This is a genomic window from Novacetimonas maltaceti (genome assembly GCF_002906255.1).
Classification (GTDB): domain Bacteria; phylum Pseudomonadota; class Alphaproteobacteria; order Acetobacterales; family Acetobacteraceae; genus Novacetimonas; species Novacetimonas maltaceti.
Genome location: NZ_POTC01000038.1, coordinates 1 through 21,653, shown reverse-complemented (window position 1 = coordinate 21,653; position 21,653 = coordinate 1). Strand labels below are relative to the sequence as shown.

Genomic DNA, 21,653 nt, shown 5'->3' with positions numbered 1-21,653 from the left:
GAATGACAATATAAATATTCAGTAGAAATTTATCATTATATTACCATATGACTGTTTCTGTCATTGACCGTCCGTGATGGACGCAACATCTTGGCCAGCCATGACAGGGAAAGATGAATGCGATGAATGACGATATATCCGCACATGCAGGTGAAATTGCGCTGCTCGAAGCGCATGTCGGGTGCCTCGAGGTAGCCCTGCAGACGGCATTGCGGCTGCTCACGAAGGAGCAGCAGATGGACATGCTGCTTCATGAGCAAAATCGCATCAAGGAACGTGATGAACAGCAGGTGGCCCACCAGATCGGGCCGGATGCTGATGAATTCAATGATATTACCAGCGCCCACAAATGGGTTGCTGAATGTATCGCCCGCGTTATTTCTGAAACGGATACCCGTGGGAAGGGCGGAAACGTCACCGGCGGCCCTGTTGGCTGATTTCCTGAAATGATCTGACATATAAACGGAACAATGTGACCGGATGCCTTTCCCATGGCGACCGGTGCGCCCTGAAGGACCAGCGCCCTCCTCTCACGTCATGGGCAGGGGAGAAGGCCTGTGCCGCCCGGCCCGACCATCCCTATCGCGCGGATCGTCCCGTCGCGTTCAGTCCGTGGGGAGGCCGCTGGCGGGCGGGGCCACCACCAGGTCCAGTTCGATCAGTTGGTCCGGCGTGTCATGGGTCCGGACCAGCCGGAATGTAAGGGCCGGACATGTCGGTCCGAACAGTTCGCTCAGCGTCGTGAAACACGAGGCGAATTCCCTGGTCCCGTCCACGGTGCAGACAATGCGCGTGACATCATGCAGCGTATGCCCATGCTGCTGGAGCAGGGAAGAGCCCCTGCCCAGGGCCTGTCGGAACTGTGCAAGCATTGTGGAGGCATACTGTCCTGACGTCTGGTCGCGTCCGGTCAGGTGACGGATATGGATATGTACGTCTGACAGTGTAATTTCTTCCATTCCTAAGAAAATCACAAAATAGTCATATTTTGTCCATGATAAAATATGCCCGCCGTCCGGACGCCTGCCCACTGTGACATAAACGGGCCGGCCTATCGCGGATCAGGCCGATCCACGTGCCTGACGAAATGCAGATGTGATGATGATGGTGCTTTTCATGTATGATGAAAGAGAGGAAAATCCACCTGTCGGGGCTGTATCTGCACACCATCGTAAAACCTGTCATCCGACGCCAGCCCCCGCTGGCACGATGGTCATTCAGGATTTCGTGTGACTGCCATATCCATGCATGAAGATTCACCACCGCCGCGCAGCATCCTGCTTGTCACCGGTCTGTCTGGTGCCGGGAAATCGTCGATCCTGCGGATTCTGGAAGACCTGGGTCACGAAGTCATCGACAACCCGCCGCTGGGCATGCTGGACGAGATCGTGGCCCGCGCGGAAAAGCCGGTGGCCATCGGGGTGGATTCCCGCACGCGTGGGTTTGACGCGACTTTGGTCCTTGCCGCCCTGTCGCGCCTGCGGATCAACCCGCACCTGCATGCGCAGCTGATTTACGCCACGGCAGAGGAAAGCGTGCTGCTGCGCCGCTATACCGCCACGCGGCGGCGGCATCCGCAGGCCAGCCATGGCACGGTCAAGGAAGGGATCGAGGCGGAAATCCGCCTGACATCGCCGCTGCGTGCGGCGGCCGATGTCGTCATCGACACCACGGACCTGCCGCCGCCCGAACTGCGCCAGTTGGTGGAGGCGCGTTTTGGCCAGTGGGAGGATGGCCGTGGCGAGGGACTGACGGTTGCGCTGATGTCGTTTGCCTTTCCCGCCGGTCTCCCGCGTGAGGCGGACATGGTGTTCGATGCGCGCTTCCTGCGGAATCCCTATTACGATCCTTCGCTGTCCGCGCTGACGGGGCTTGACCCGCAGGTTGCGGCCTATGTGCAGGCGGACCCGGACTATTCCGGCTTTCTTGACCGTATCGATGGGCTTCTCGAACTCGTGCTGCCGCGTTTCGTGCAGGAAGGAAAAAAATACGCCACCATCGCCATTGGCTGTTCGGGCGGTCGCCATCGCTCCGTGACGCTGGTGGAGGCGCTGGCCCAGCGCCTTGGCGCGGAACCGCAGCAGGGCGTGTCCGGGGACGGGCAGGGGGAAAGCGTGTCTCCCGCCAGTTCCCCGCGTGGACAGTGGCCGGTGGTGGTCATGCATCGCGAACTTGCCCGGCAGGGCCGCAGCAGTTGGCGTTGGGCAAACCGTCCGGGCGGTGGTCAGCAACCGTCCGACGACAGTCCGGCTTCGTGAGGCCACAGGCAGGATTTCCCCTCCGCCCGTGACACGATCCGATCCATCTTCCGCCTTGTCCGTGCATGTCCATGAACTACCATGGCGCGACGCTGGTGACCTGCTGGCCGCGCTGGAAGGGGAGCCATGGCTGGCCTGCCTGGATAGTGGGGGAGATATCGCACCGCGCGGACGCTGGACGATCCTGTGCCGTGATCCCGTGCACAGGGTGGTGGTCCGTGCGGGCCAATGCTTTGTTGATGGGTGCGAACAGGCGGCAGGGGCGCTGGAAATACTGCGGGATCTGATCCCCACATTCCCTTGCCCTGACGGATTGCCGTTCGCGGGTGGGGCCATCGGGTTTGCGGATTACCGGTTCGGGCAGCAGGCGCACGACCTTTCCACACGCCATGAACCGGACCCGCAGCAGCTGGAATTCGCAGTTGGCATCTATGATTGCGCCGTCATCCTTGACCGGCGTGAACGGCGGGTGTGGCTGGCCGGATACGGCACGTCCGATACCATGGCGCGGCGTCGGGTGCAGGCCATGGACCTGTGGGACCGCGCAGTTGCAGGCACGCCCGTCCCCTCGATGCCCCCTGTCAGGTTTGTCATGGACTGCCCGGCAGACGACTATCGGCATGCGGTGACGCGGGCGCGGGAGTATATTGCGGCGGGCGATATCTTTCAGGTCAACATCACCGCGCGCATGTATGGGGCAAGGCCGCCCGGCCTGTCACCTGTTGCGGCCTATCGTGCGTTACGCGCCACTTCGGCGGCGCCGTTCGGGGCATTCCTGTCCTGTGGCGCGGATTTCGCCCTGCTGTCGGCCTCGCCCGAACGGTTTGTCTCCCTCGACGTGCAGGGCATCATGCGCACCCGCCCGATCAAGGGCACCGCCCCGCGCGATCCCGACCCGGTGCGCGACCGCCAGATCGCAGAAGACCTGAGCCTTGATGAGAAGGAATGCGCCGAAAACCTGATGATCGTGGACCTGATGCGCAACGACCTCGGGCAGCTCGCCCGGATTGGCAGTGTCAGTGTGCCGGAACTGTTCAATGTGGAACGGTTTACCCATGTCCATCATCTGGTGTCGGAGGTGCGGGCAATCCTGCTGCCCGGTCACGATGCCATTGACGTGCTGCGTGCGACCCTGCCCCCCGGTTCGGTCACCGGCGCGCCCAAGCACCGCGCGATGCAGATCATCGACGAACTGGAGCACTCGTCACGCGGGCCTTATTGCGGGGTGGTGTTCCGTATTGGCGGGGACGGGGCAATGGACAGTTCGGTCATCATCCGCACCCTTGTCATGACACGGGAACGGATATGTGCGGCAGCGGGAGGCGGAATTACGATTCTTTCCGATCCTGACAGGGAATATGACGAAATGCGCCTGAAGGTTGCAGCCCTTCTGGCGGTGTTTGGCGATACGACGCAACGGGGGAGTGGGGATGACTGACCGCCTGTGGTTCAACGGGGCCATGCGGGATCGGGACGCGGTGCATATCGATCCCGCCGACCGGGGACTGCTGCTTGGTGACGGCCTGTTCGAGACGATGCGCGTGCATGCCGGTCGCATCATTCATCTGGCGCGGCACATGGCGCGCCTTTATGCGGGGCTGGGGACGCTGATGATCCCGCCACCCGCACGGACGGAGGTCGAGGCCGCGCTGGCGCGTGTCATCACCGAGAACGCGATGCAGGCGGGGTCGTTGCGCCTGACCATCACGCGCGGATGCGGCCCACGTGGCCTGCTGCCGCCCGAAGGGGCCGCGCCGACCGTCATGATCGTGCCGTTCCCGCCTGCCGCCACCCCGATGCCTGAGGCGCATCTGGTCATCAGTCGCATGCGTCGTGATGAAACCAGCCCCCTGTCGCGGACCAAGACGCTCAACTACCTGCCCAATATCCTCGCGCTGATGGAAGCGCGCCAGCGCGGCGGGAACGAGGCCGTCCTGCTCAACACGGCGGGTCGTGTGGCCGAAGCGAGTGCCAGCAACCTGCTGATCCAGCGCGATGGCATGCTGCTGACCCCGCCCGTGACTGAAGGGGCCCTGCCCGGGATTGCGCGTTCCGTGCTGCTGGACATGCGCCTTGCACGTGAACAGGCCCTGACGCGCGCGGACCTGCTGGGGGCGGAGGCGGTACTGCTGGTCAGCAGCCTGTCGGTGCGCGAGGCGGTCTCCCTCGACGCCACGCCCCTGCCGCGTGAACCCTCCACGGCACAGCGGATACGCGCCGCCCTTGCGTCATGACGCCACCGGCCCCGTCATTTCGGTTATTGCTCAAAAAGGCGGGGTTGGATTAATCACCCCCATCGGATCCGTGTTCGGATCGTCCCGCGGTTTAAAGTGAAAGGTCACTGCGATGGCCCCCCAGACGCCTGTGCCGGTGCGGCGCGCCCTCATTTCCGTTTCGGACAAGACCGGCCTGCTCGATCTTGGCCGCGCGCTTGTCGCCCACGGGGCGGAGATCCTGTCCACCGGCGGTTCCGCCCGCGCGCTGCGTGAAGCGGGCATCCCGGTCAAGGACGTGTCCGAACATACGGGCTTCCCCGAAATCCTCGATGGCCGGGTCAAGACGCTGGTGCCGCAGGTCCATGGCGGCATCCTTGGCCGTCGCGACCTGCCCGAACACCTGCGCCAGATGGAAGAGCATAAGATCGCGCCGATCGACCTCGTGGCGGTCAACCTCTACCCGTTCGAGGCGACCGTGGCGTCCGGCGCGGGGGCGGAAGACTGCATCGAGAATATTGATATCGGCGGCCCGGCCCTGATCCGGGCTGCGGCAAAGAACCATGACCATGTCGCGGTCCTGACCGATCCGGCGCAGTATGCCGACATCATCACCGCCCTTGGCGAAGGTGGCACGACGCTGTCGCAGCGCCGGGCGCTGGCGGGTGCAGCCTATGCCCGCACGGCGGCCTATGACGCCGCAATCGCGCAGTGGTTCGCCGAACAGCGCGACGACCTGCTGCCCGCGCGCATGACGGTGGCGGGTGTGCGTCGCGAAAGCCTGCGCTATGGCGAGAACCCGCACCAGAAGGCGGCGTTCTACACCGACGGCACCAACCGTCCGGGCGTTGCAACCGCGCGCCAGATCCAGGGCAAGGCGCTGTCGTACAACAACATCAACGACACCGATGCCGCGTTCGAGGCGGTGGCCGAGTTCACCGACCCCGCCGTCGTGATTGTCAAGCACGCCAACCCGTGCGGCATCGCCGTTGCCGCGACGCAGGCCGAGGCATGGGACAAGGCGCTGAAATGCGACCCGGTTTCGGCGTTCGGCGGCATCGTCGCGCTGAACCGTCCGCTGGAAGCCGAAGCGGCGGCAAAGATCGCCACCATCTTCACGGAGGTCATCGTCGCCCCCGACGCGACGGAGGAAGCACGCGCCATCCTCGCAAAGAAGAAGAACCTGCGCCTGCTGCTGACAGGCGGCCTGCCTGATCCCACGGCGGCCGGCATTGTCGTGCGTTCGGTCGCCGGTGGCTTCCTGGCGCAGACCCGCGACAATGGGCGCGTGGACCGCGCGGACCTGAAGGTCGTGACCAAGCGTGCGCCGACCGATGCTGAAATGGCAGACCTGATATTCGCATTCCGTGTAGCAAAGCACGTGAAGTCGAATGCCATCGTCTACGTCAAGGACCAGGCGACGGTGGGGATCGGCGCGGGCCAGATGAGCCGTGTCGACTCGGCCCGCATCGCGGCAAGCAAGAGCGCGGACGCGGCGAAGGCGGCGGGCGAGGCACAGCCCCTGACACAGGGCAGCGTGGTGGCCTCGGACGCGTTCTTCCCGTTTGCGGACGGGCTTGAGGCTGCGATCGCGGCGGGCGCTGTCGCGGTGATCCAGCCGGGCGGGTCCATCCGTGATGACGAGGTCATCGCCGCCGCCGACAAGGCGGGGATCGCGATGGTCTTCACAGGTATGCGCCATTTCCGGCACTGATCCCACATCACGGGGACTTGCCTGTCGCGGGGCGAGGGATATCACTAGACATCGCCACGGCATCGCGACTGGCCGGTGGATGCAGACGAAAGACGAGATCCGGCATGCACATTCATCGGCGTTCCTCCCTTTACGTGACAGCGGCGCTGGGCCTTGTGGCCAGCCTCGCGGGCGCACCGGCCATCGCCGCGTCCAAGGCCGCGCCGGAGGCGGCGCATGCCCCGGCGGCGGCACCCGCGGCCCCTGCCGCGCAGCCTTCGCAGGCGCAGGCGACCTCGGCGTTCGATTATTCCCCCCTGCCGGTCGTGACGGGGACGGTGGCGCAGTACCTACTGACCAGTACGGGTGACGTGGCGGGACTGCTGCTGTCCGACGGGACGCAGGTCCTGTGCCCGCACCGTCTGGGCGATGCCGCGACGCAGGTCGTGCGTCCGGGTGAACAGGTCAGTGTCAGCGGCCTGAAGGGACGCGCCCATCCGATCGTGCGCGCCTACGTCATCAGCGGGCCGCGTGGCCGCCGGATCGCGGACGAACCGGGATCGGAAACGGTCCTGCCGCCGGCCAATATCGGACCCGACGTTGCGGTGGACGGTACCGTGCTGGCGCAGCTTTATGACATCACCGGTGCGGTGCAGGGCGTGGTGATGCGTGACCATTCTCTCGTTTACGTGGGACGCGCCAATGCCGCGCGGCTTGGCAACTGGCTGCGTCCGGGGGCGACGCTGCATGCGATCGGCACCGGCGTGAACGGTGGCCGTGGCACGGCGATCAACGCGCGTGAGATCGGGCCGGACGTGAACCAGGCGATCCACATCGTGCCCGCCGATGCGCCGCCGCCGGGCGCCTTCCCCGGAAGTGCCGCCTATGACCGGATTCCCGGCAGCGACACGTCCGCGGAATGAGTTTCGGTTTTCCCCTGTCCGGTGCAGGGGAAAACGCATTGTTTTCATGCACTGACCCAAGATTGTCATGCTTTGCTGGACGACGCTTGCTTGACAGGTTATTGCAGCATCGTTAGCTAGCGCCTGCACCCATCGGGAGGTGCGAAAATGGACACGGACAAAGATCCATCCGGTACGTCCTTTGACCAACGCCTGCGCGCGGCACAGACCCGGCTGGAAAAGCCGGGGAAGGCAGCGCAGGAGAAGGACACGGGACGGGGGTTTTCGGAACTGGGGCTGATGCTCCGGGCGGGAACCGAACTTGTGTCGGCCCTCGTCGTGGGGGTGGGCATTGGCTGGGGTCTGGATCACTGGCTGCACCTGCGGGCGGTGTTTCTGGTTCTGTTCTCGCTTCTCGGCGGTGCGGCAGGTGTGCTTAATGTCTGGCGTCTTGTCAGGCCCGGTGCCATAACGGATGGCGATTCGGGTTCCTGACGGGGAACCGGGCAGAGATATTTTAGGGAAGAACGAAGTTGGCGGCCGGATCATCCATCGACGCGCTCGGTCAGTTCGAGCTCCATCCAGTTCTGGGCGCCCTTGGGGAGTCCCTCAGGTTCAGCCAGTCGCCGCTGATGATGATCATCGCATCCGTCATCGTGCTGGCGTTCCTGTATATCGGGATGCGGCCCGCCGCCGTAGTGCCCGGTCGCCTGCAGGCCGCGGCCGAGATGTGCTACGACTTCATCTACAACATGGCCGTTGACACGATCGGTTCTGAGGGACGTGCGTTCTTCCCGTTCGTGTTCACCCTGTTCTTCTTCATCCTTGCGGGCAACTACCTCGGCCTGCTGCCCTTCTCCTTCGCCTTCACCAGCCATATCGCCGTGACCCTGGCGCTGGCGCTGATGGTGTTCTGTCTCTCGATCATCGTGTCGCTCAAGGTGCAGGGGGCGAAGTTCTTCGCCCACTTCATGCCCGCCGGTGCGCCCAAGGCGCTGGCGCCGCTGCTGATCCCGATCGAGATCCTTTCTTTCCTTTCCCGTCCCGTGAGCCTGTCGATCCGTCTGTTTGCCAACATGGTCGCCGGTCACGTGATGTTCGACATGTTTGCCGCCTTCACGATCATGCTGGCTGGTCTGGGCCTGTTTGGCGATGTCATCGCCGTGGGACCGATCGTCATCAATGTCGCGCTGATGGCTCTCGAATTGCTGGTGGGTGCGCTGCAGGCCTATGTGTTTGCCATCCTCACCTGCATCTATCTGCGGGAGGCCGTGGCCCACTGAGGGCCACCATCCCCCGTCATTTCATCCAGAACGTCTGAAACAAGGAAAAACTGACATGGATATCGCAGCAGCCCGTGAAATTGGTGCCGGTATCGCCGTTATCGCCCTCGCTGGCGTGGGCATTGGCCTGGGTAACATCTTCTCCACGCTGGTCAGCAGCATCGCGCGCAACCCGTCCGCACGTCCGCACGTGTTCGGCCTCGGCATGCTGGGCTTCGCCCTGACGGAAGCCGTCGCCCTGTATGCGCTGCTGATTGCGTTCCTGATCCTGTTCGTCTGATACAGGAGGGGTGCGTGGTGCGTTCCACGGTGTATAAAAACATCCGCAGGGTGGCGTCGCGCGCGGCGGCACCCGTGCTGGCCCTGCCATTGATGGCCATGGTTGCACCTGGCGCACGCGCCGAGGGCATGCCCCAGCTTGATTTCGGCAATCCCTACGTCATCGGTCAGGTGGTGTGGGGTGCGGGCATCTTCCTCATCCTTTACCTGCTGCTGAGCCGTTCGGCCCTGCCGAAGGTCGAAAAGGTCCTGAGCCTTCGTCGCCAGACGATCGAGAACGACCTTGAGATCGCGCACAAGGCCAAGGCCCGCGCCGATGACGCGGTGGCCGAACTTCGCCAGGCCCGCAAGGACGCCATGGCGGAGGCGCAGGCCAATGTTGACAAGGTCGTGGAAGAAGCCCGTGCCGCTGCTGAAAAGCAGACGCAGGAAATGAATACGCGACTGGGTGCCGAAATCCGTGAGGCGGAAGCCCGCGTCGCCCTTGCCCGTGAAACGGCGCTGGGGTCTCTGCGGCAGATTTCCACCGATACGGCAGAAGCCCTGATCCATCAGTTATCCGGCATTTCGGCCCCTCTGGACGTGGTGACGTCCAAGGTTGACGGTGCCGCGACGGCCCGTGGTTTCTAATGGGCCCCCTCTACAGACAGGTCCGTAGTCATGTTGCATGAGCCCCGTTTCTGGTCGGCTGTCGCCTTCTTCCTGTTCTTCATCCTGTTCGGCGCGAAGCTGTGGCGTCCGCTGAGCGCGGCGCTCGACGCCCGCGCCCAGAAGATCCGCGCCGACCTTGATGAAGCCGCGCGCCTGCGCCGCGAAGCGGAGCAGATGCTTGAGGACGCAACGCGGGAGCGTGAAGCCGCACTGGCGGAAGCCCGTGAAATGGTCGAACATTCCCTGCAGGAAGCCGCCCGTATCGCGGCACAGGCCCGTCAGGATGCCGACGACATTGCGCGTCGTCGCGAACAGATGGCCCGTGACCGTATTGCCGCCGCCGAGCGTGGCGCGATCCGTGAGGTGCGTGAGGCCGCCATTGATATCGCGATGCAGGCCACGCGGGAGACCTTGGCAGGTTCGCTGACGGCCGATGGGGATAAAACCCTAATCGACAACGCCATTTCGGGACTTCCGTCGGCCCTGTCCCGTCGCGCGGCCTGAGCCGGACGGCGGAACGCTGAGTTCTCCGGTTCCCCATACGGACGGTAATCCCGTCCTGTCCATCGTATCGGTCGTTCTTGACGAAGCGGCGAACATTCGCCCCGTCTGTCAGGAACTGGCCGATGCCTTGGCCCAACTCCCCCCTGCCGAAGTCATCTTTGTCGATGATGGCAGCACCGATGACACGGTTGCCATCCTGAAGGCCATCAGGGCCGAAGGCATCCTTCCGCAACTCCGAATTCTCTCCCACGACCGCCGCCTTGGCAAATCTGCCGGGTTGCGCACGGGGATCGCGGCGGCGCGCGGGAAATGGATTGCAACGCTCGACGGTGACGGGCAGGACAATCCCTTTGAATTCATCCGTATGCTTGAACTGGCGCAGCAGGCCCCCGGTCGTGCACCGCTGGTGGTGGGGGTCCGGGCCAAACGGCAGGATCGGCTGTCGCGGCGGCTGGCGACACGTTTTGCCAACGGATTGCGCAGCCGCCTGCTGCAGGATGGGTGTCCCGATACGGGGGCGCCGCTGAAACTGTTCCGGCGAGAGGATTTCCTCCGCCTGCCACAGTTCGAGGGACTGCATCGTTTCCTGCCTTCGCTGATGGGGCGTCATGGCGTGCCGCTGGTCTGCACGCCGGTCGGCCATCGCAGCAGGTTGCACGGGCAGTCGAAATACACGAACCTCAACCGGGCGCTGGTCGGGATTCGTGACGTTCTTGGTGTCATGTGGCTGAACAACCGCGCCAGGATTCCGGACCACATTACCGAACGCTGAGAGGGCGGTGCGATGACACGCCTGACGCTGCGCCATTATATCATTGTCGCTGTCTCGATTTTCGTCCTGTTCCTGCCCGGCCGCGCATCGCTGCCGCCGCTGGACCGGGATGAACCTCGCTATATGGAGGCAACGGCCCAGATGCTGCACAGCGGCGATTACGTCGATGTGCGCTTTCTGGACCAGCCCAGATATCTGCAACCGGCTGGGATCTACTGGCTGGAGGCCGCGGCCGTCAGCCTGACGGGCATGCGCGATGCCCATGCGACGTGGCCGTACCGTATTCCCTCCCTTCTGGCGGTGACGGCGGCGGGGGTGCTGACGGCATGGATGGGGGCGGCCCTGTTCGGTCCGGTCAGTGGCCTGCTGGCGGCGGCGTTGCTGGCGGTATCGGTGCTGATGACCGCCGAAGGGCGCATGGCGACCATCGACACGACATTGCTGCTGTCGATCCTGCTGGCGCAATGCGGGTTGCTGCGGGCCTATCTGGACCGCGAGCGTGACCTGCCGACCCCGTTGGCGGCGGCATTGCTGTACTGGACGGCACTGGGATGCGGGCTGATGCTCAAGGGGCCGGTGGTCCTGATCCCCGGTTTCGGCACGCCGATCGCCCTTGCCCTGATTGAACGCCGGACCGACTGGTGGCGTCGCCTGCGTCCGGCATGGGGCTGGCTGGTGATGCTGGCGATTGTCGTGCCGTGGTGCGTGGCGATTGGCGTGGTCAGCCATGGGGATTTCTACAGCCGCGCGGTGGGACATAATTTCCTTGGCAAGGTGGCGAGTGGGCAGGAATCGCATGGACTGCCGCCGGGCTATCACCTGCTGGCCTTTGCCATTGCGTTCTGGCCCGGTTCCCTGTTCGCGGCGATGGCGCTGCCTTTCGTGTGGCAGCAGCGGCATCAGCCGCCGGTGCGGTTCCTGATCTGCTGGATCGTGCCGCACTGGCTGGTGTTCGAGGCAATCGCGACCAAGTTGCCGCATTACGTGCTGCCGACCTATCCCGCCATCGCCATCCTGACGGCGGCGGCGATCGTGAGCATGTCCGAAGGCTGGCGGTGGCCGCAGTCCCTGTGGGGGCGGGGATTATTATCGGCCTATGGCGTGATCTGGTTTGGCGTGGGCTCGGTCCTGTCGCTGGCGGGGCCGGTCCTGCTGTGGCGGATGGAAGGGATCATGTCCCCCGCCGCCATGACGATCACGGCGGGTGCGCTGCCGCTGCTGATGGCGGCGGTATTGCTGCTGGTGCGTGGCGCGGTGCTTCAGGCCGTCATGGCGTCGATTGCGGCGGCCGTCATCATTCATGTCGGCCTGTTTCTTGCCGTCATTCCCAAGCTGGAGACGATCTGGCTCAGTCCTCGGCTGGCGACTCTGGTGGCGGAGCATCGTCCCTGTCCTGCCACGATGGTGGCGTCGGTTTCGGATTCAGAGCCGAGCCTTGTCTTCCTGCTGGGGCAGGATACGAAGTTAATGCGGCCGGAACTGGCGGCGGGTTTCCTGCGGCAATATGGAAAGTGTGCGCTGGTGCTAGTAGGGTCAAAGGATCTGCCTGCGTTTGACGGTGGGCTGGAACATGATGACCTGCATGTCCGGCGACTGGGGATGGAGAGTGGGTTGAACTATTCTACCGGGAAGCATCTGGAGATCGGGCTGTATGGGTTGCAGCCGTAGGATGAAGTTTTTTTACGAATAAAAGTTTTTGGGTGCCGGCTTTTTTCAAAAAGGCGGCCTCTTTCGAAGCTTTTTGAAAAAAGCTTCACCAAAAACTTCTTTATGAATTTCTGAAGGTCGCGAAACAGATTTCTTCTATGAATAAAGGTTTTTTGGTTCTTTTTTGCAAAAAAGAACAGAAAGCCAGCCGACAGGTCACGCCTATGTGCCACCCTGCATGGTTGACGCGTCACCGGATTTCCCATCATCTGCACCAACCGGGGTGTCCGCGATGCGGGCTGAGATCACACCCGTTGAACCTGACCTGGGTCATGCCAGCGTAGGGAGAACAAGCATCATGCCGGACCTGCCTCCGCCATGCTGGCTTCCCCGTGCGACCCCTGTCCGGTTTTTGCCCCGGACGGATGCACGAAGGGACGCGCGATGATGAAGGCCATACTGTTACGACTTGCATGTCTTCTCATCATGATGGGCGGGATCGGCCACGCCCATGCCACTGACGCGCCACGTCGTGTCAGCGTGATCCTGGACTGGTTCCTCAATGCCGATCATGCAGCTCTGCTTGCCGCACAGTATGGCGGGGCGTTCGCGCGTCATGGGCTTGATGTCCACCTGATCGCACCGGCCGACCCGGGGGCGGCACCGCGTCTTGTGGCGGCGGGGCAGGCGGACCTTGCGGTGTCTTACCAGACGCAGCTTGGCATGCTCTCGGAACAGGGGATTCCACTGGTGCGGGTAGGGACGCTGATCGATACGCCGCTCAATACCCTGATCGCGGCGGGGAATGTCCGTTCCCTTGCCGACCTGAAGGGCAAGGTGATTGGCGTTTCCCTGTCGGGCGCGGATGATGCGGTGCTGGCGACCATGCTCTCCACCGTTGGGGTCGGGATGGGTGACATCCATCAGGTCAATGTCAATTTCCAGCTTGAACAGGCGCTGATGTCGCATTCCGTCGATGCGGTGATGGGTGCGGTGCGGACCTATGAACTCATCGACCTGAAACAGAAGGGCATGACCGTAACCGCTTTCTTTCCTGAGGAGCATGGCGTGCCGCTGAATGATGAACTGGTTTTCCTTGCGGCACGGGATCACATACGCGACCCGTGGGTGCGTGCGTTCATGGCGGCGCTGGAGGAGGGGACGAACACGCTTCTCAACCACTCCGACGAGATCCTGTCGAAGGCGATTGCCGATCACCCGGAACTTGATACGCCGCTGAACCGGGCGGCATGGCGTGAAACCCTGCCGCGTCTGGCGAAGCAGCCAGCGTTGCTCAATGCGCGGCGGTATCGCGCATTCACGGCGTTCCTGCGCGCCCATGGCGTCATCAGCCATGATGTCGCGCTGGAAACCTACGCCGTTGATCCCTTTGCACTGGTGCCGGAGACAACGCCGTAGGCAGAAGAATAAAAGTTTTTGGGTGTCGCCTTTTTTCAAAAAGGCGACGTTCTTCGAAGCTTTTTGCAAAAAGCTTCACCAAAAACTTTTGATATTTAAAAATCGTGTCCTAATCCACCTGCGTGTATTTGTGAGGCAGGAAGGTCGTGACCCGCAGGCCGTGCCACGCGACGATGCTGTCACCCAGGAACATCGCCAGCGAGCCAACCGTGCACATCAGCGCGTTGCCGAACATCAGCACCAGCCACCAGGCGCTGGCGGAATCACGCACGCTGCCGACAAACAGGGCGAAAGCCGACCCACAGGCCGAGGCACCGCCCACGCCAGCGAACAGGATGGCCGCATCAAGCAGCAACGTGCGGTAATGCAGGTGCCGCAGCCTGCGCATCAGCATGTGCCGGTCACCGTCGTCCTTGTCATTATCGCCCTTGCCATCCGTGTGGGTGGCGGCATCGAGCTTGTCGCGGATGCTTTCGATATGGTCGCTGACACGGGCAAGGCGCGTGTTGAACAGGCCAAGCAGCGTGCCAATGCCCGACAGCATGAAAACCGGCGTCAGCGCGGTCTGGATCAGGTGGGTGGCGCCATCAATGGACTCATCGGGTAAAAGGCCGGGAAGAAGGGTCACGAACGGGGGGTGCTCCAGTCTTGGCTTGGGTATCGGGAAGGGGCGGATTGTGTGGCTGCGGCGCGTATCGTCAAGGGGGAAATGTTGCGTTGACGGTCTGATTCCCACGGAAAATAGCCATTTCCTTCCCGTTGCTGATAAAACGGGCGGCCTCTGGTATGGGAGGCCGTGCATATTGCCAGCCACGGGAAAGGACGCCATGTCACATAATTACGCCACCCCCATGACGCCGGAAAAACGTCTGGCGCGTGTCCTGTCGCGTATTCCCGCCGACTGGTCGATCCGGGTCGAGCGGCAGTCGGGCCAAGGGGAGGCGATGTCGTGGCGTGCGGCCGTTGCCCCGCAGCACGCAGGACAGGAAAGCGACTGGTGTGCCGGACATCCCACGATGGTCGATGCGCTGGAGGCGGCATGGCGGCACGCGCGCCAGCATTTTGCGACATAGGGACCGTTCCAAGAAGCTGTTCACCGGAAAGAAGTTTTTGGGGAAGCCTTTTGCAAAAAGCTTCAAAGGGACGCCGCCGTTTTCGATCAAAAGGCGGCATCCAAAAACTTTTACTTTTTTATCAGCGAGTTATTCCCAGACGCATTTCCGGCATCTGACGCATGCCACGGTCATGCGATCGGGGATCGGCAGGCGCATGGATATGGGGTATCTGCCGCTTCGGCAGATGCCACGACAAGAGAAGTGCCACCTTACGGCACGCAGGAGGATAGAGTGCGGGTGCTGGTCACCGGAAGCGCGGGCTTCATCGGATTCCATGTGGCGCGTCGCCTGCTGGAGGAGGGGCACGAGGTCATCGGCATCGACGGCCTGACGTCCTATTATGATGTTGCGCTCAAGCGGCGTCGCCATGCGATCCTGTGTACCAATCCGCGCTTTGTCGCCCATGAGATCATGCTGGAGGACCGCGCCGCACTGGCCCGTGTGTTGGAAGGCGCGCGGATCGGCACCATCATCCACCTTGCGGCGCAGGCAGGGGTGCGGTACGGCGCGCATCGGCCCGATACCTATATCGACAGCAATATCGTCGGCACGTCCAACCTGCTCGACCTTGCGCGGGGCATGACGCTGGACCATGTCCTGCTGGCTTCCACCTCGTCCGTCTATGGCCCCGCGACCGAGCTTCCATTTGCCGAGACGGAGCGCTGCGATTATCCCATCAGCCTGTACGCCGCGACCAAGAAGGCGACCGAGGTACTGGCCCATTCATTTTCCCACCTGTCGGGCACGCCGGTGACGGCGCTGCGTTTCTTTACGGTGTACGGGACATGGGGACGGCCCGACATGGCGCTGTTCCTGTTTGTCGATGCGATCCTGCGGGGGCGTGCGATCGACGTGTATGGCAACGGGCAGATGGAACGTGACTTCACCTATATCGATGACGTGGTGGAATCCGTTTTCCGCCTGCTGCCCTGTGTGCCGGTCAGCGGGGATGGGGCGACGGCATGTAGTCCGGTCGCGCCCTATCGCGTGGTCAATGTGGGGAATGGGCAGCCCGTACCGCTGATGGATTTCGTCCATCAGATCGAAACATGCCTTGGCCGTACCGCCCGGACCAGATTCCTGCCGATGCAGCCTGGCGACATGAAGCGGACATGGGCGGATGCATCGCTGCTGGGCCGGTTGACGGGGTTCCGGCCCGAAACGCCGTTACGGGTGGGGGTGGAACGCTTCGTGGCCTGGTACCAGGATTATTACGCCCGGCATGACGGGTGAAGATGCAGGGCAGGTTCAGGAAATACAAATCACACGATTGTTTGTACACACGATTGTTTGAACAGATTTGCGGGATTTGTAGTTTCACTGCAACTGTCCAAGTTAAAATCAGCGACGCGATCACATTTTCATGATGCCGATTTTAACGCATCCGGTTCGCGTTTCCCTGCCCTGAATTCATGGGGTGTTTTTCACCTTTTCCCCTAACGTACTGATTTCACGGTACATGACAAAACGTGAAAACAATAGTTTTTACATGGAACTTCTTTATCGCGCGCATATATCGCGCCTGTTGCTGTGGCCATGTGTGCACAGACAGTTGATGCCCCTGATTCGTGCCATCAACATCTGGTGTGGTGATGGGAACTTTTACGATTCAGGCGGGGCGGAATTCTTTGCGCGGGGCGCACGCCATGCCCATGGCGGGGGCAGGGGGCGGCATTGACCCGTCGGATCATATCCAACAGAAATGCCCTGAAGCGGTCACCCCGATAAATATTCAGGTAAAGTACACGGAAGGAACGATCAGATGTCGGCGAGAAGGTTGGCCAGAATAGGGGCCGTTGTCGTTCTGACCGCCAGTGCCGGGCACCTGATGGAACCGCGTGAGGCGCGTGCCGATGATTACAGTGACCTGCTCGACATCCTGCGTGCCAAGGGCAGCCTGACCTCCAGCGAGTACAAGGGCCTGCTGGCCAAGCATCTGAGTCATACCCGCGCGGAGGCGACAGTCACGCGTGGCAGCCGCATGGCCGCGACAACCCGCCATGTGGCGCCCGCGCGCCCGGCGGCGCCCGGTACGCCAGACAATCCCATCCATACCGTCCTGCCCGGCGAGGTCGGCATCGGTGGCGCGGACGAGACGGCGGACATGGTGACGCAGGCCCGTGCTGCTGCGGCCTCTGCGGCGCAGAGTGCGGAGGCCGCGCGCACCGCCATGCTGTCGATGCAGCCTGGTGGCCCGTCCTATGGCGAGGGGTTCGTCCGGATGGAGAAATACGTTCCCGGCAAGGGGCTGACCTTTGACGCCGGACCGGTCAAGATCAACCTGTCGGGCTTCGTCAACGGGTTCTATACCTTCAACAGTCCGGGCCGTGGCGGCGTCGTCAATGGCGGGGTGTCCACCGGGCCGAACGGGTTTGACTCCTCCTCGCTGCGTAACGGCCTGCTTCCGGCGGGCCTGATCCTGAAACTGTCCACGACGCAGGCAGGCATCGACATGTCCGCCGTCATGGGCATGTATCCGGGCATCGACAACAACAAGCCCGGCGCGATGAACGCCAATTCCGGCGGCAGCCCGGTGGGCCTTGGCACCGCCGGCATCGATTTTCGTCAGGTGTTCGTGACGGCGGGCACAAAATCGTTCGGCACGATCAAGATCGGACGTGACCTTGGCATCTTTGGCGGGGATGCGATCCTCAATGACGCGACGCTGCTGAGCGTCGGCTCTACCGGCAGCAACACCGCGCCGGGCAACACGTCGCTTGGCCGTATCGGCGTCGGTTATGTGTATGCCGACTGGATCCCGCAGATTTCGTACCTGTCGCCCAAGATCGGTGGATTCCAGGGTAATATCGGCATCCTGCAACCGCTGGACGAGTATAATTTCGCGGGTGACAACCTGTCCGCCGGATCGACCCAGCACAGTTCGCCCATGGTGCAGGGCAAGGTTACCTATGATTTCAAGATCGGTGGCCTGTCGGCGCGTATCTGGGCCAGCTTCCTTGTCCAGCACCAGCAGGACCTGACCCGCAGCCAGACGACAACTGTCACCACTGCACTGCGTGAGGTGACGACCGGCGGCCTGGATGGCGGGATCTACAACATGGTCCAGACCTCGACCTCCACCGTGCCGGTTTCCGAAGGCGAAAAGCGCGGCGTGATGGCTGAAGCGGGTGAAATCGGCACCAAGCTGACCTATGGCCCGTTCCAGGGCGTGGCCTACTACTACCGTGGCAGCGGCCTTGGCACGACGGGCCTGTTCTTCGACGGTGTGGCGTCGAACGGGCACAAGCGCGCGTCAGAAGGCTACTACCTGCAGGGGATGTATAACGTCACCAAGAAGATCAAGCTGGTCGGAAGCTATGGTGTCAGTAACCTTTACGAAGCGCGTGGAGAGAACGATCCCAGCCTTGTCGCGCGCAATGAGTCCGAAGTTGGCGCCCTGTTCTACAGCCTGACCGACTGGCTCAACATCGTGGCGGAATATGCCCATACGGAATCGAAGGCTCATGGCCCGGCCCGTGCCACCGATAACACGGCCTCTGGCGGTGCCATCCTGCTGTTCTGATTCTAGGTAACATCTTGAAAATAATAAAAGTTTTTGGTGAAGCTTTTTCCAAAAAGCTTCGAAGAACGCCGCCTTTTTGAAAAAAGGCGGCACCCAAAAACTTTTATTTGTCATCAATGGCCTGTTTCCAAGCCCTACCGGCCATGGTGGGGCCTCCCTCCTGTTAAACGTGCCTGAAAGCGGGTAGAAGACTGACCGCGGTGGCATTTGCGTGATGGGAAGGGAAACGGGGATGAACGGTCCACAGGGCGTGCAGGGGACGGGCCAGCAATCTGGAACCGGTGTCATTGCATGGATCGACCGTCGCCTGCATGTGGTCCGGTGGTTCCGGGCCGAGTATGTGGATTACCGCATGCCGCGCAACCTGAACGGGTTGTGGAATTTCGGTGCGATCCTGTGTGTCGTCCTCGTCCTGATGCTGGCGACGGGCATCTTCCTTGCCATGAACTATACCCCTGCTGCCACCGGGGCTTTTGCGTCGATCGAGGTGATCGAACGTCAGGTCCCCGCCGGCTGGTTGCTGCGGGCGCTGCACATGACGGGGGCCAGCCTGTTCATGGGCGCGCTGTATGTGCACCTGTACCGGGGCCTGTATTACGGGTCATACAAGGCCCCGCGTGAGATCCTGTGGCTGACCGGCCTTGTGCTGCTGGTCATGACGATGGTGACGGCGTTTGCCGGGTACGTCCTGCCATGGGGGCAGATGTCGTACTGGGGCGCGGACGTGGTGGGCAAGGCGGTCGGGGCCATTCCCGGCCTTGGTCCTGCGCTGGAGCATGTAATGGAAGGCAGCGATGCGCTGGGCGATGTGTTCATCCATCGTTTTTTCGTGCTGCATTTCGTGATGGCGTTCGCGATCGTGGGGATTGTCGGGTTGCATGTCGCGGCATTGCATATTTCCGGATCCAATAATCCGCTTGGCGTAGAACCGGCAAAGCCATCGGATACGGTGCCTTTCCATCCCTATTACAGCAGCAAGGACATGGTGGGCCTTGTGCTGTTTGGCATCGTGTTTGCCGCGCTCGCCTTCCTGTGGCCGGACCTTCTGTCTGAACCGGCCAACTATCGCCCGGCCAACCCGCTGCATACGCCGACCGATATCGAACCCGAATGGTATTTCCTGCCGTTCTACGGGATCCTGCAATCCGTGCCATCAAAATTCCTGGGGCTTGTCGCTTCTGCCGGGGCGGTGTTGGTCCTCTTTGCGGTGCCGTGGCTGGACCCGTCGCCGGTGCGCTCCGTAAGGTTCCGCCCCGTATGCCGTATTGCCCTGTGGGGACTGGTGGTGGCGTTCGTGCTGCTGGGGCTTGTCGGACGGCATCATGCGGCGGGGGCGTGGATGATCGCGGGACGGTGCGCCACGCTGTATTACTTTGGCTATTTCCTTGTGCTGCTGCCGTTCGCCCCGCGTTTCGAGAAGACGCGGCCCCTGCCGTCTTCCCTGTCCTGAGGCGGGTTTCCGGCCCCTGCCCGGACCCGGCAGGGATCGCGATCCCTGCACCCGGATCTGGTTAAAGGTCATGGTTCCCAAAGGTCTGCGACCTTTGGCGGGTCAAGGGCAGAGCCCTTGCCTTTACTTTCTCACTCATGGGGAACGCGATACGCCCTTTCCGTCTTTGCCATCTGCGGATATGAAATCCCCATGACAGACGATACCGACGACAGCGCAACGCCTGCGTCAGGCGGCGGGCGGCGTGACTTTCTGGGCATGGTGACGGCCGCGACCGCCGTGACCGGGGCGGGGGCATGCCTGTGGCCATTCCTGCAAAGTCTGGCGCCCCGCGACAGTGCTGCCGCGCATATGCCGGTCAATGTCGATATCTCGCACCTGTCGCCCGGACAGCAGATTGTCGTGACATGGCAGGGGCGGCCCGTTTTCATCACCCACCGTACGCCACAGGCGCTGGTGCGGATGCAGCAGGCCGACCTGACGCGACGCCTGCGTGATGAACATTCGTCCGACCGGCAGCAGCCGCCGTACGCCACCAACTGGCATCGTTCCATCGTGCCGGAATATGGGGTCGTGGTCGGGATATGCACGCATCTGGGCTGCGTTCCGGCCTATCGCCCCCTGCCGGAAGGGACGGGCGGTGATGACTGGCCCGGCGGGTATGCCTGCCCATGTCACGGGTCGATGTTCGATCTGGCGGGGCGTGTGTTCCGCGGCGCTCCCGCGCCCTACAACCTGCCGGTCCCGCCATATTCCATGCCGACGCCCGCAACCATCCGGATCGGTGCCAACCCGGATGGCCAGGATTTCGATTTCACGACGATCCTGCAGATCTGAAGGAGACGCCGGGAAGCCCGCGGGTCGCTCAGCCCCCGTCCGCGATGGCGCGAAGGGTCTGCCCCAGGGCGGTCTTGATCATCCGGTCGGCCCAACTGCGTAGCTGCTGCGCGTCGATATAGCCCATGCGGAAGGCGACCTCCGCCGGGGAACCGACAAGCATGCCCTGCCGGGACTGGATGGTCTGCACAAAGGTGCCGGCCTGCATCAGGCTGTCGGGCATTCCCGCATCCAGCCATGCGCATCCCCGTCCCAGCGGTTCCACCCGCAGGGACTGTTCCTGCAGGTAGATCATGTTCAGGTCCGTGATTTCGAGTTCCCCGCGGGCAGAGGGTTTCAGGCGGCGGGCGAATTCACTGACGCGGGAGTCATAGAAATACAGGCCCACCACTGCCCAGTGGGATTTCGGGTGTGTCGGTTTTTCCACGATGTCGAGCGCCCGCCCATCCGGGGCAAAGGACACGACGCCATAGCGTTCCGGGTCGCGGACCTGATACGCAAAGACCGTGGCCCCATGTTCAAGCCGGGCCGCGTTCTGCAATGTCGTCGACAGGTGGTCGGCAAAGATCAGGTTATCGCCAAGGATCAGCGCACATGGCGCGCCGTCGATCCAGTCATCTGCGATGACGAAGGCCTGCGCGATGCCATCGGGGGAGGGTTGTTCGCGGTAGGAGAAGGACACGCCATACTGCGATCCATCCCCAAGCAGGCTGCGGAACTGCGGCAGGTCGCGCGGCGTGGAAATGATCATGATGTCGCGAATGCCCGCCAGCATGAGGGTCGATAGCGGGTAATAGATCATCGGTTTGTCATAGACCGGCAGCATCTGCTTGCTTGATGCCAGGGTCATGGGGTGCAGGCGCGTGCCGGACCCCCCAGCCAGAAGGATACCTTTCATGGGCGGCTTGGCGGCATGGTGTGGGAGGGGGGTCATGATATCTCCATCGTCGTCGTCCGGACCGGATGCAGGCCGGTGCAATGTGGAGGGTTCTAAAAACCCCCTGGTTTTGAGGTCTTCTGTATGATTCTATTTCTTCTGCGTTGATTGAGGGAATGGCGATATGAAGCAGCCTGGTTTTTTTGATGTTGAAGAGCGGCTTTCCCGGT

22 protein-coding genes and 1 riboswitch are annotated in these 21,653 nt (G+C 62.4%); of the genes, 19 read left to right on the top strand and 3 right to left on the bottom strand.

Annotated elements, in window-relative coordinates:
• Positions 1–113 precede the first annotated feature (113 nt).
• Positions 114–437 (top strand): hypothetical protein, encoded by a 324-nt coding sequence (locus KMAL_RS12160; protein WP_110095969.1) that lies wholly within the window; start codon positions 114–116, stop codon positions 435–437.
• A 168-nt stretch (positions 438–605) separates the two neighbouring features.
• Here the strand turns inward: KMAL_RS12160 and KMAL_RS12155 are convergent, their stop codons facing one another.
• Positions 606–872, bottom strand: coding sequence for a RidA family protein (locus KMAL_RS12155; protein ID WP_146044214.1), 267 nt, complete (start codon positions 870–872; stop codon positions 606–608).
• 372 nt (positions 873–1,244) lie between these two features.
• Between KMAL_RS12155 and rapZ the strand changes: the two genes are divergently transcribed.
• From rapZ to KMAL_RS12085, 13 genes are all read left to right on the top strand, one after another.
• Complete coding sequence (gene rapZ / locus KMAL_RS12150) at positions 1,245–2,258, top strand: RNase adapter RapZ (RefSeq protein ID WP_110095967.1); 1,014 nt, start codon at positions 1,245–1,247, stop codon at positions 2,256–2,258.
• A 28-nt stretch (positions 2,259–2,286) separates the two neighbouring features.
• A complete protein-coding gene (locus KMAL_RS12145) occupies positions 2,287–3,696 on the top strand; it encodes an anthranilate synthase component I family protein (protein ID WP_110095966.1) in 1,410 nt (469 codons plus the stop codon).
• Positions 3,689–4,492 carry an aminotransferase class IV gene (locus tag KMAL_RS12140; protein ID WP_110095965.1) on the top strand — a complete coding sequence of 268 codons (804 nt, stop codon included), beginning with the start codon at positions 3,689–3,691 and terminating at the stop codon, positions 4,490–4,492. Before KMAL_RS12145 ends, KMAL_RS12140 begins: the two co-directional genes overlap by 8 nt.
• A gap of 112 nt (positions 4,493–4,604) precedes the next feature.
• The gene (gene purH, locus KMAL_RS12135) at positions 4,605–6,185 is read left to right on the top strand and encodes a bifunctional phosphoribosylaminoimidazolecarboxamide formyltransferase/IMP cyclohydrolase (RefSeq protein WP_110095964.1); all 1,581 of its coding nucleotides are present in this window, start codon (positions 4,605–4,607) and stop codon (positions 6,183–6,185) included.
• A gap of 104 nt (positions 6,186–6,289) precedes the next feature.
• Positions 6,290–7,087, top strand: coding sequence for a hypothetical protein (locus KMAL_RS12130; RefSeq protein ID WP_110095963.1), 798 nt, complete (start codon positions 6,290–6,292; stop codon positions 7,085–7,087).
• 147 nt (positions 7,088–7,234) lie between these two features.
• Positions 7,235–7,561, top strand: a complete 327-nt coding sequence (locus KMAL_RS12125; RefSeq protein WP_110095962.1) for an AtpZ/AtpI family protein — start codon at positions 7,235–7,237, stop codon at positions 7,559–7,561.
• A gap of 38 nt (positions 7,562–7,599) precedes the next feature.
• Positions 7,600–8,349: a F0F1 ATP synthase subunit A gene (locus KMAL_RS12120; RefSeq protein WP_110095961.1), complete on the top strand. Its 750-nt coding sequence runs from the start codon at positions 7,600–7,602 to the stop codon at positions 8,347–8,349.
• Positions 8,350–8,404: 55 nt separating this feature from the next.
• Entirely contained in the window at positions 8,405–8,629 is a 225-nt protein-coding gene (locus tag KMAL_RS12115) for an ATP synthase subunit C family protein (protein WP_003616715.1), read from the top strand.
• 14 nt (positions 8,630–8,643) lie between these two features.
• Positions 8,644–9,258: a F0F1 ATP synthase subunit B family protein gene (locus tag KMAL_RS12110; RefSeq protein ID WP_110095960.1), complete on the top strand. Its 615-nt coding sequence runs from the start codon at positions 8,644–8,646 to the stop codon at positions 9,256–9,258.
• Between the two features lie 30 nt (positions 9,259–9,288).
• Positions 9,289–9,783, top strand: coding sequence for a F0F1 ATP synthase subunit B family protein (locus tag KMAL_RS12105; RefSeq protein ID WP_110095959.1), 495 nt, complete (start codon positions 9,289–9,291; stop codon positions 9,781–9,783).
• A gap of 16 nt (positions 9,784–9,799) precedes the next feature.
• The gene (locus KMAL_RS12100) at positions 9,800–10,555 is read left to right on the top strand and encodes a glycosyltransferase family 2 protein (protein WP_110095958.1); all 756 of its coding nucleotides are present in this window, start codon (positions 9,800–9,802) and stop codon (positions 10,553–10,555) included.
• Positions 10,556–10,567: 12 nt separating this feature from the next.
• The gene (locus KMAL_RS12095) at positions 10,568–12,223 is read left to right on the top strand and encodes an ArnT family glycosyltransferase (RefSeq protein ID WP_110095957.1); all 1,656 of its coding nucleotides are present in this window, start codon (positions 10,568–10,570) and stop codon (positions 12,221–12,223) included.
• 248 nt (positions 12,224–12,471) lie between these two features.
• Positions 12,472–12,566: riboswitch (TPP riboswitch) on the top strand.
• 122 nt (positions 12,567–12,688) lie between these two features.
• Positions 12,689–13,621, top strand: a complete 933-nt coding sequence (locus tag KMAL_RS12085; protein WP_110095955.1) for an ABC transporter substrate-binding protein — start codon at positions 12,689–12,691, stop codon at positions 13,619–13,621.
• Between the two features lie 109 nt (positions 13,622–13,730).
• On the opposite strand, the gene KMAL_RS12080 is transcribed toward KMAL_RS12085, so the two are convergent.
• Positions 13,731–14,249: a DUF2721 domain-containing protein gene (locus KMAL_RS12080; protein WP_110095954.1), complete on the bottom strand. Its 519-nt coding sequence runs from the start codon at positions 14,247–14,249 to the stop codon at positions 13,731–13,733.
• Between the two features lie 199 nt (positions 14,250–14,448).
• Between KMAL_RS12080 and KMAL_RS12075 the strand changes: the two genes are divergently transcribed.
• From KMAL_RS12075 to petA, 5 genes are all read left to right on the top strand, one after another.
• Positions 14,449–14,694 carry a hypothetical protein gene (locus KMAL_RS12075; protein ID WP_110095953.1) on the top strand — a complete coding sequence of 82 codons (246 nt, stop codon included), beginning with the start codon at positions 14,449–14,451 and terminating at the stop codon, positions 14,692–14,694.
• 273 nt (positions 14,695–14,967) lie between these two features.
• Positions 14,968–15,969 (top strand): NAD-dependent epimerase/dehydratase family protein, encoded by a 1,002-nt coding sequence (locus KMAL_RS12070; protein WP_110095952.1) that lies wholly within the window; start codon positions 14,968–14,970, stop codon positions 15,967–15,969.
• A 529-nt stretch (positions 15,970–16,498) separates the two neighbouring features.
• Positions 16,499–18,259 (top strand): porin family protein, encoded by a 1,761-nt coding sequence (locus tag KMAL_RS12060; RefSeq protein WP_110095950.1) that lies wholly within the window; start codon positions 16,499–16,501, stop codon positions 18,257–18,259.
• A gap of 232 nt (positions 18,260–18,491) precedes the next feature.
• Positions 18,492–19,709, top strand: coding sequence for a cytochrome b (locus tag KMAL_RS12055; RefSeq protein ID WP_110095949.1), 1,218 nt, complete (start codon positions 18,492–18,494; stop codon positions 19,707–19,709).
• A 192-nt stretch (positions 19,710–19,901) separates the two neighbouring features.
• On the top strand, positions 19,902–20,546 hold the full coding sequence (petA, locus tag KMAL_RS12050) for a ubiquinol-cytochrome c reductase iron-sulfur subunit (protein ID WP_110095948.1): 645 nt from the start codon (positions 19,902–19,904) through the stop codon (positions 20,544–20,546).
• 28 nt (positions 20,547–20,574) lie between these two features.
• Here petA and rfbA read toward each other — a convergent pair whose 3' ends face one another.
• On the bottom strand, positions 20,575–21,444 hold the full coding sequence (gene rfbA, locus KMAL_RS12045) for a glucose-1-phosphate thymidylyltransferase RfbA (protein ID WP_110095947.1): 870 nt from the start codon (positions 21,442–21,444) through the stop codon (positions 20,575–20,577).
• Positions 21,445–21,653 lie beyond the last annotated feature (209 nt).

Excerpts from the sequence above, each read along its gene's own strand:
- KMAL_RS12130 (WP_110095963.1), top strand. The coding sequence starts at position 6,290 with ATGCACATTCATCGGCGTTCCTCCCTTTACGTGACAGCGGCGCTGGGC.
- petA (WP_110095948.1), top strand. The coding sequence starts at position 19,902 with ATGACAGACGATACCGACGACAGCGCAACGCCTGCGTCAGGCGGCGGG.
- rapZ (WP_110095967.1), top strand. The coding sequence starts at position 1,245 with ATGCATGAAGATTCACCACCGCCGCGCAGCATCCTGCTTGTCACCGGT.
- KMAL_RS12125 (WP_110095962.1), top strand. The coding sequence starts at position 7,235 with ATGGACACGGACAAAGATCCATCCGGTACGTCCTTTGACCAACGCCTG.
- purH (WP_110095964.1), top strand. The coding sequence starts at position 4,605 with ATGGCCCCCCAGACGCCTGTGCCGGTGCGGCGCGCCCTCATTTCCGTT.
- KMAL_RS12105 (WP_110095959.1), top strand. The coding sequence starts at position 9,289 with ATGTTGCATGAGCCCCGTTTCTGGTCGGCTGTCGCCTTCTTCCTGTTC.
- KMAL_RS12075 (WP_110095953.1), top strand. The coding sequence starts at position 14,449 with ATGTCACATAATTACGCCACCCCCATGACGCCGGAAAAACGTCTGGCG.
- KMAL_RS12085 (WP_110095955.1), top strand. The coding sequence starts at position 12,689 with ATGATGGGCGGGATCGGCCACGCCCATGCCACTGACGCGCCACGTCGT.
- KMAL_RS12055 (WP_110095949.1), top strand. The coding sequence starts at position 18,492 with ATGAACGGTCCACAGGGCGTGCAGGGGACGGGCCAGCAATCTGGAACC.
- KMAL_RS12155 (WP_146044214.1), bottom strand. The coding sequence starts at position 872 with ATGCTTGCACAGTTCCGACAGGCCCTGGGCAGGGGCTCTTCCCTGCTC.
- rfbA (WP_110095947.1), bottom strand. The coding sequence starts at position 21,444 with ATGAAAGGTATCCTTCTGGCTGGGGGGTCCGGCACGCGCCTGCACCCC.
- KMAL_RS12115 (WP_003616715.1), top strand. The coding sequence starts at position 8,405 with ATGGATATCGCAGCAGCCCGTGAAATTGGTGCCGGTATCGCCGTTATC.
- KMAL_RS12060 (WP_110095950.1), top strand. The coding sequence starts at position 16,499 with ATGTCGGCGAGAAGGTTGGCCAGAATAGGGGCCGTTGTCGTTCTGACC.
- KMAL_RS12140 (WP_110095965.1), top strand. The coding sequence starts at position 3,689 with ATGACTGACCGCCTGTGGTTCAACGGGGCCATGCGGGATCGGGACGCG.
- KMAL_RS12095 (WP_110095957.1), top strand. The coding sequence starts at position 10,568 with ATGACACGCCTGACGCTGCGCCATTATATCATTGTCGCTGTCTCGATT.
- KMAL_RS12160 (WP_110095969.1), top strand. The coding sequence starts at position 114 with ATGAATGCGATGAATGACGATATATCCGCACATGCAGGTGAAATTGCG.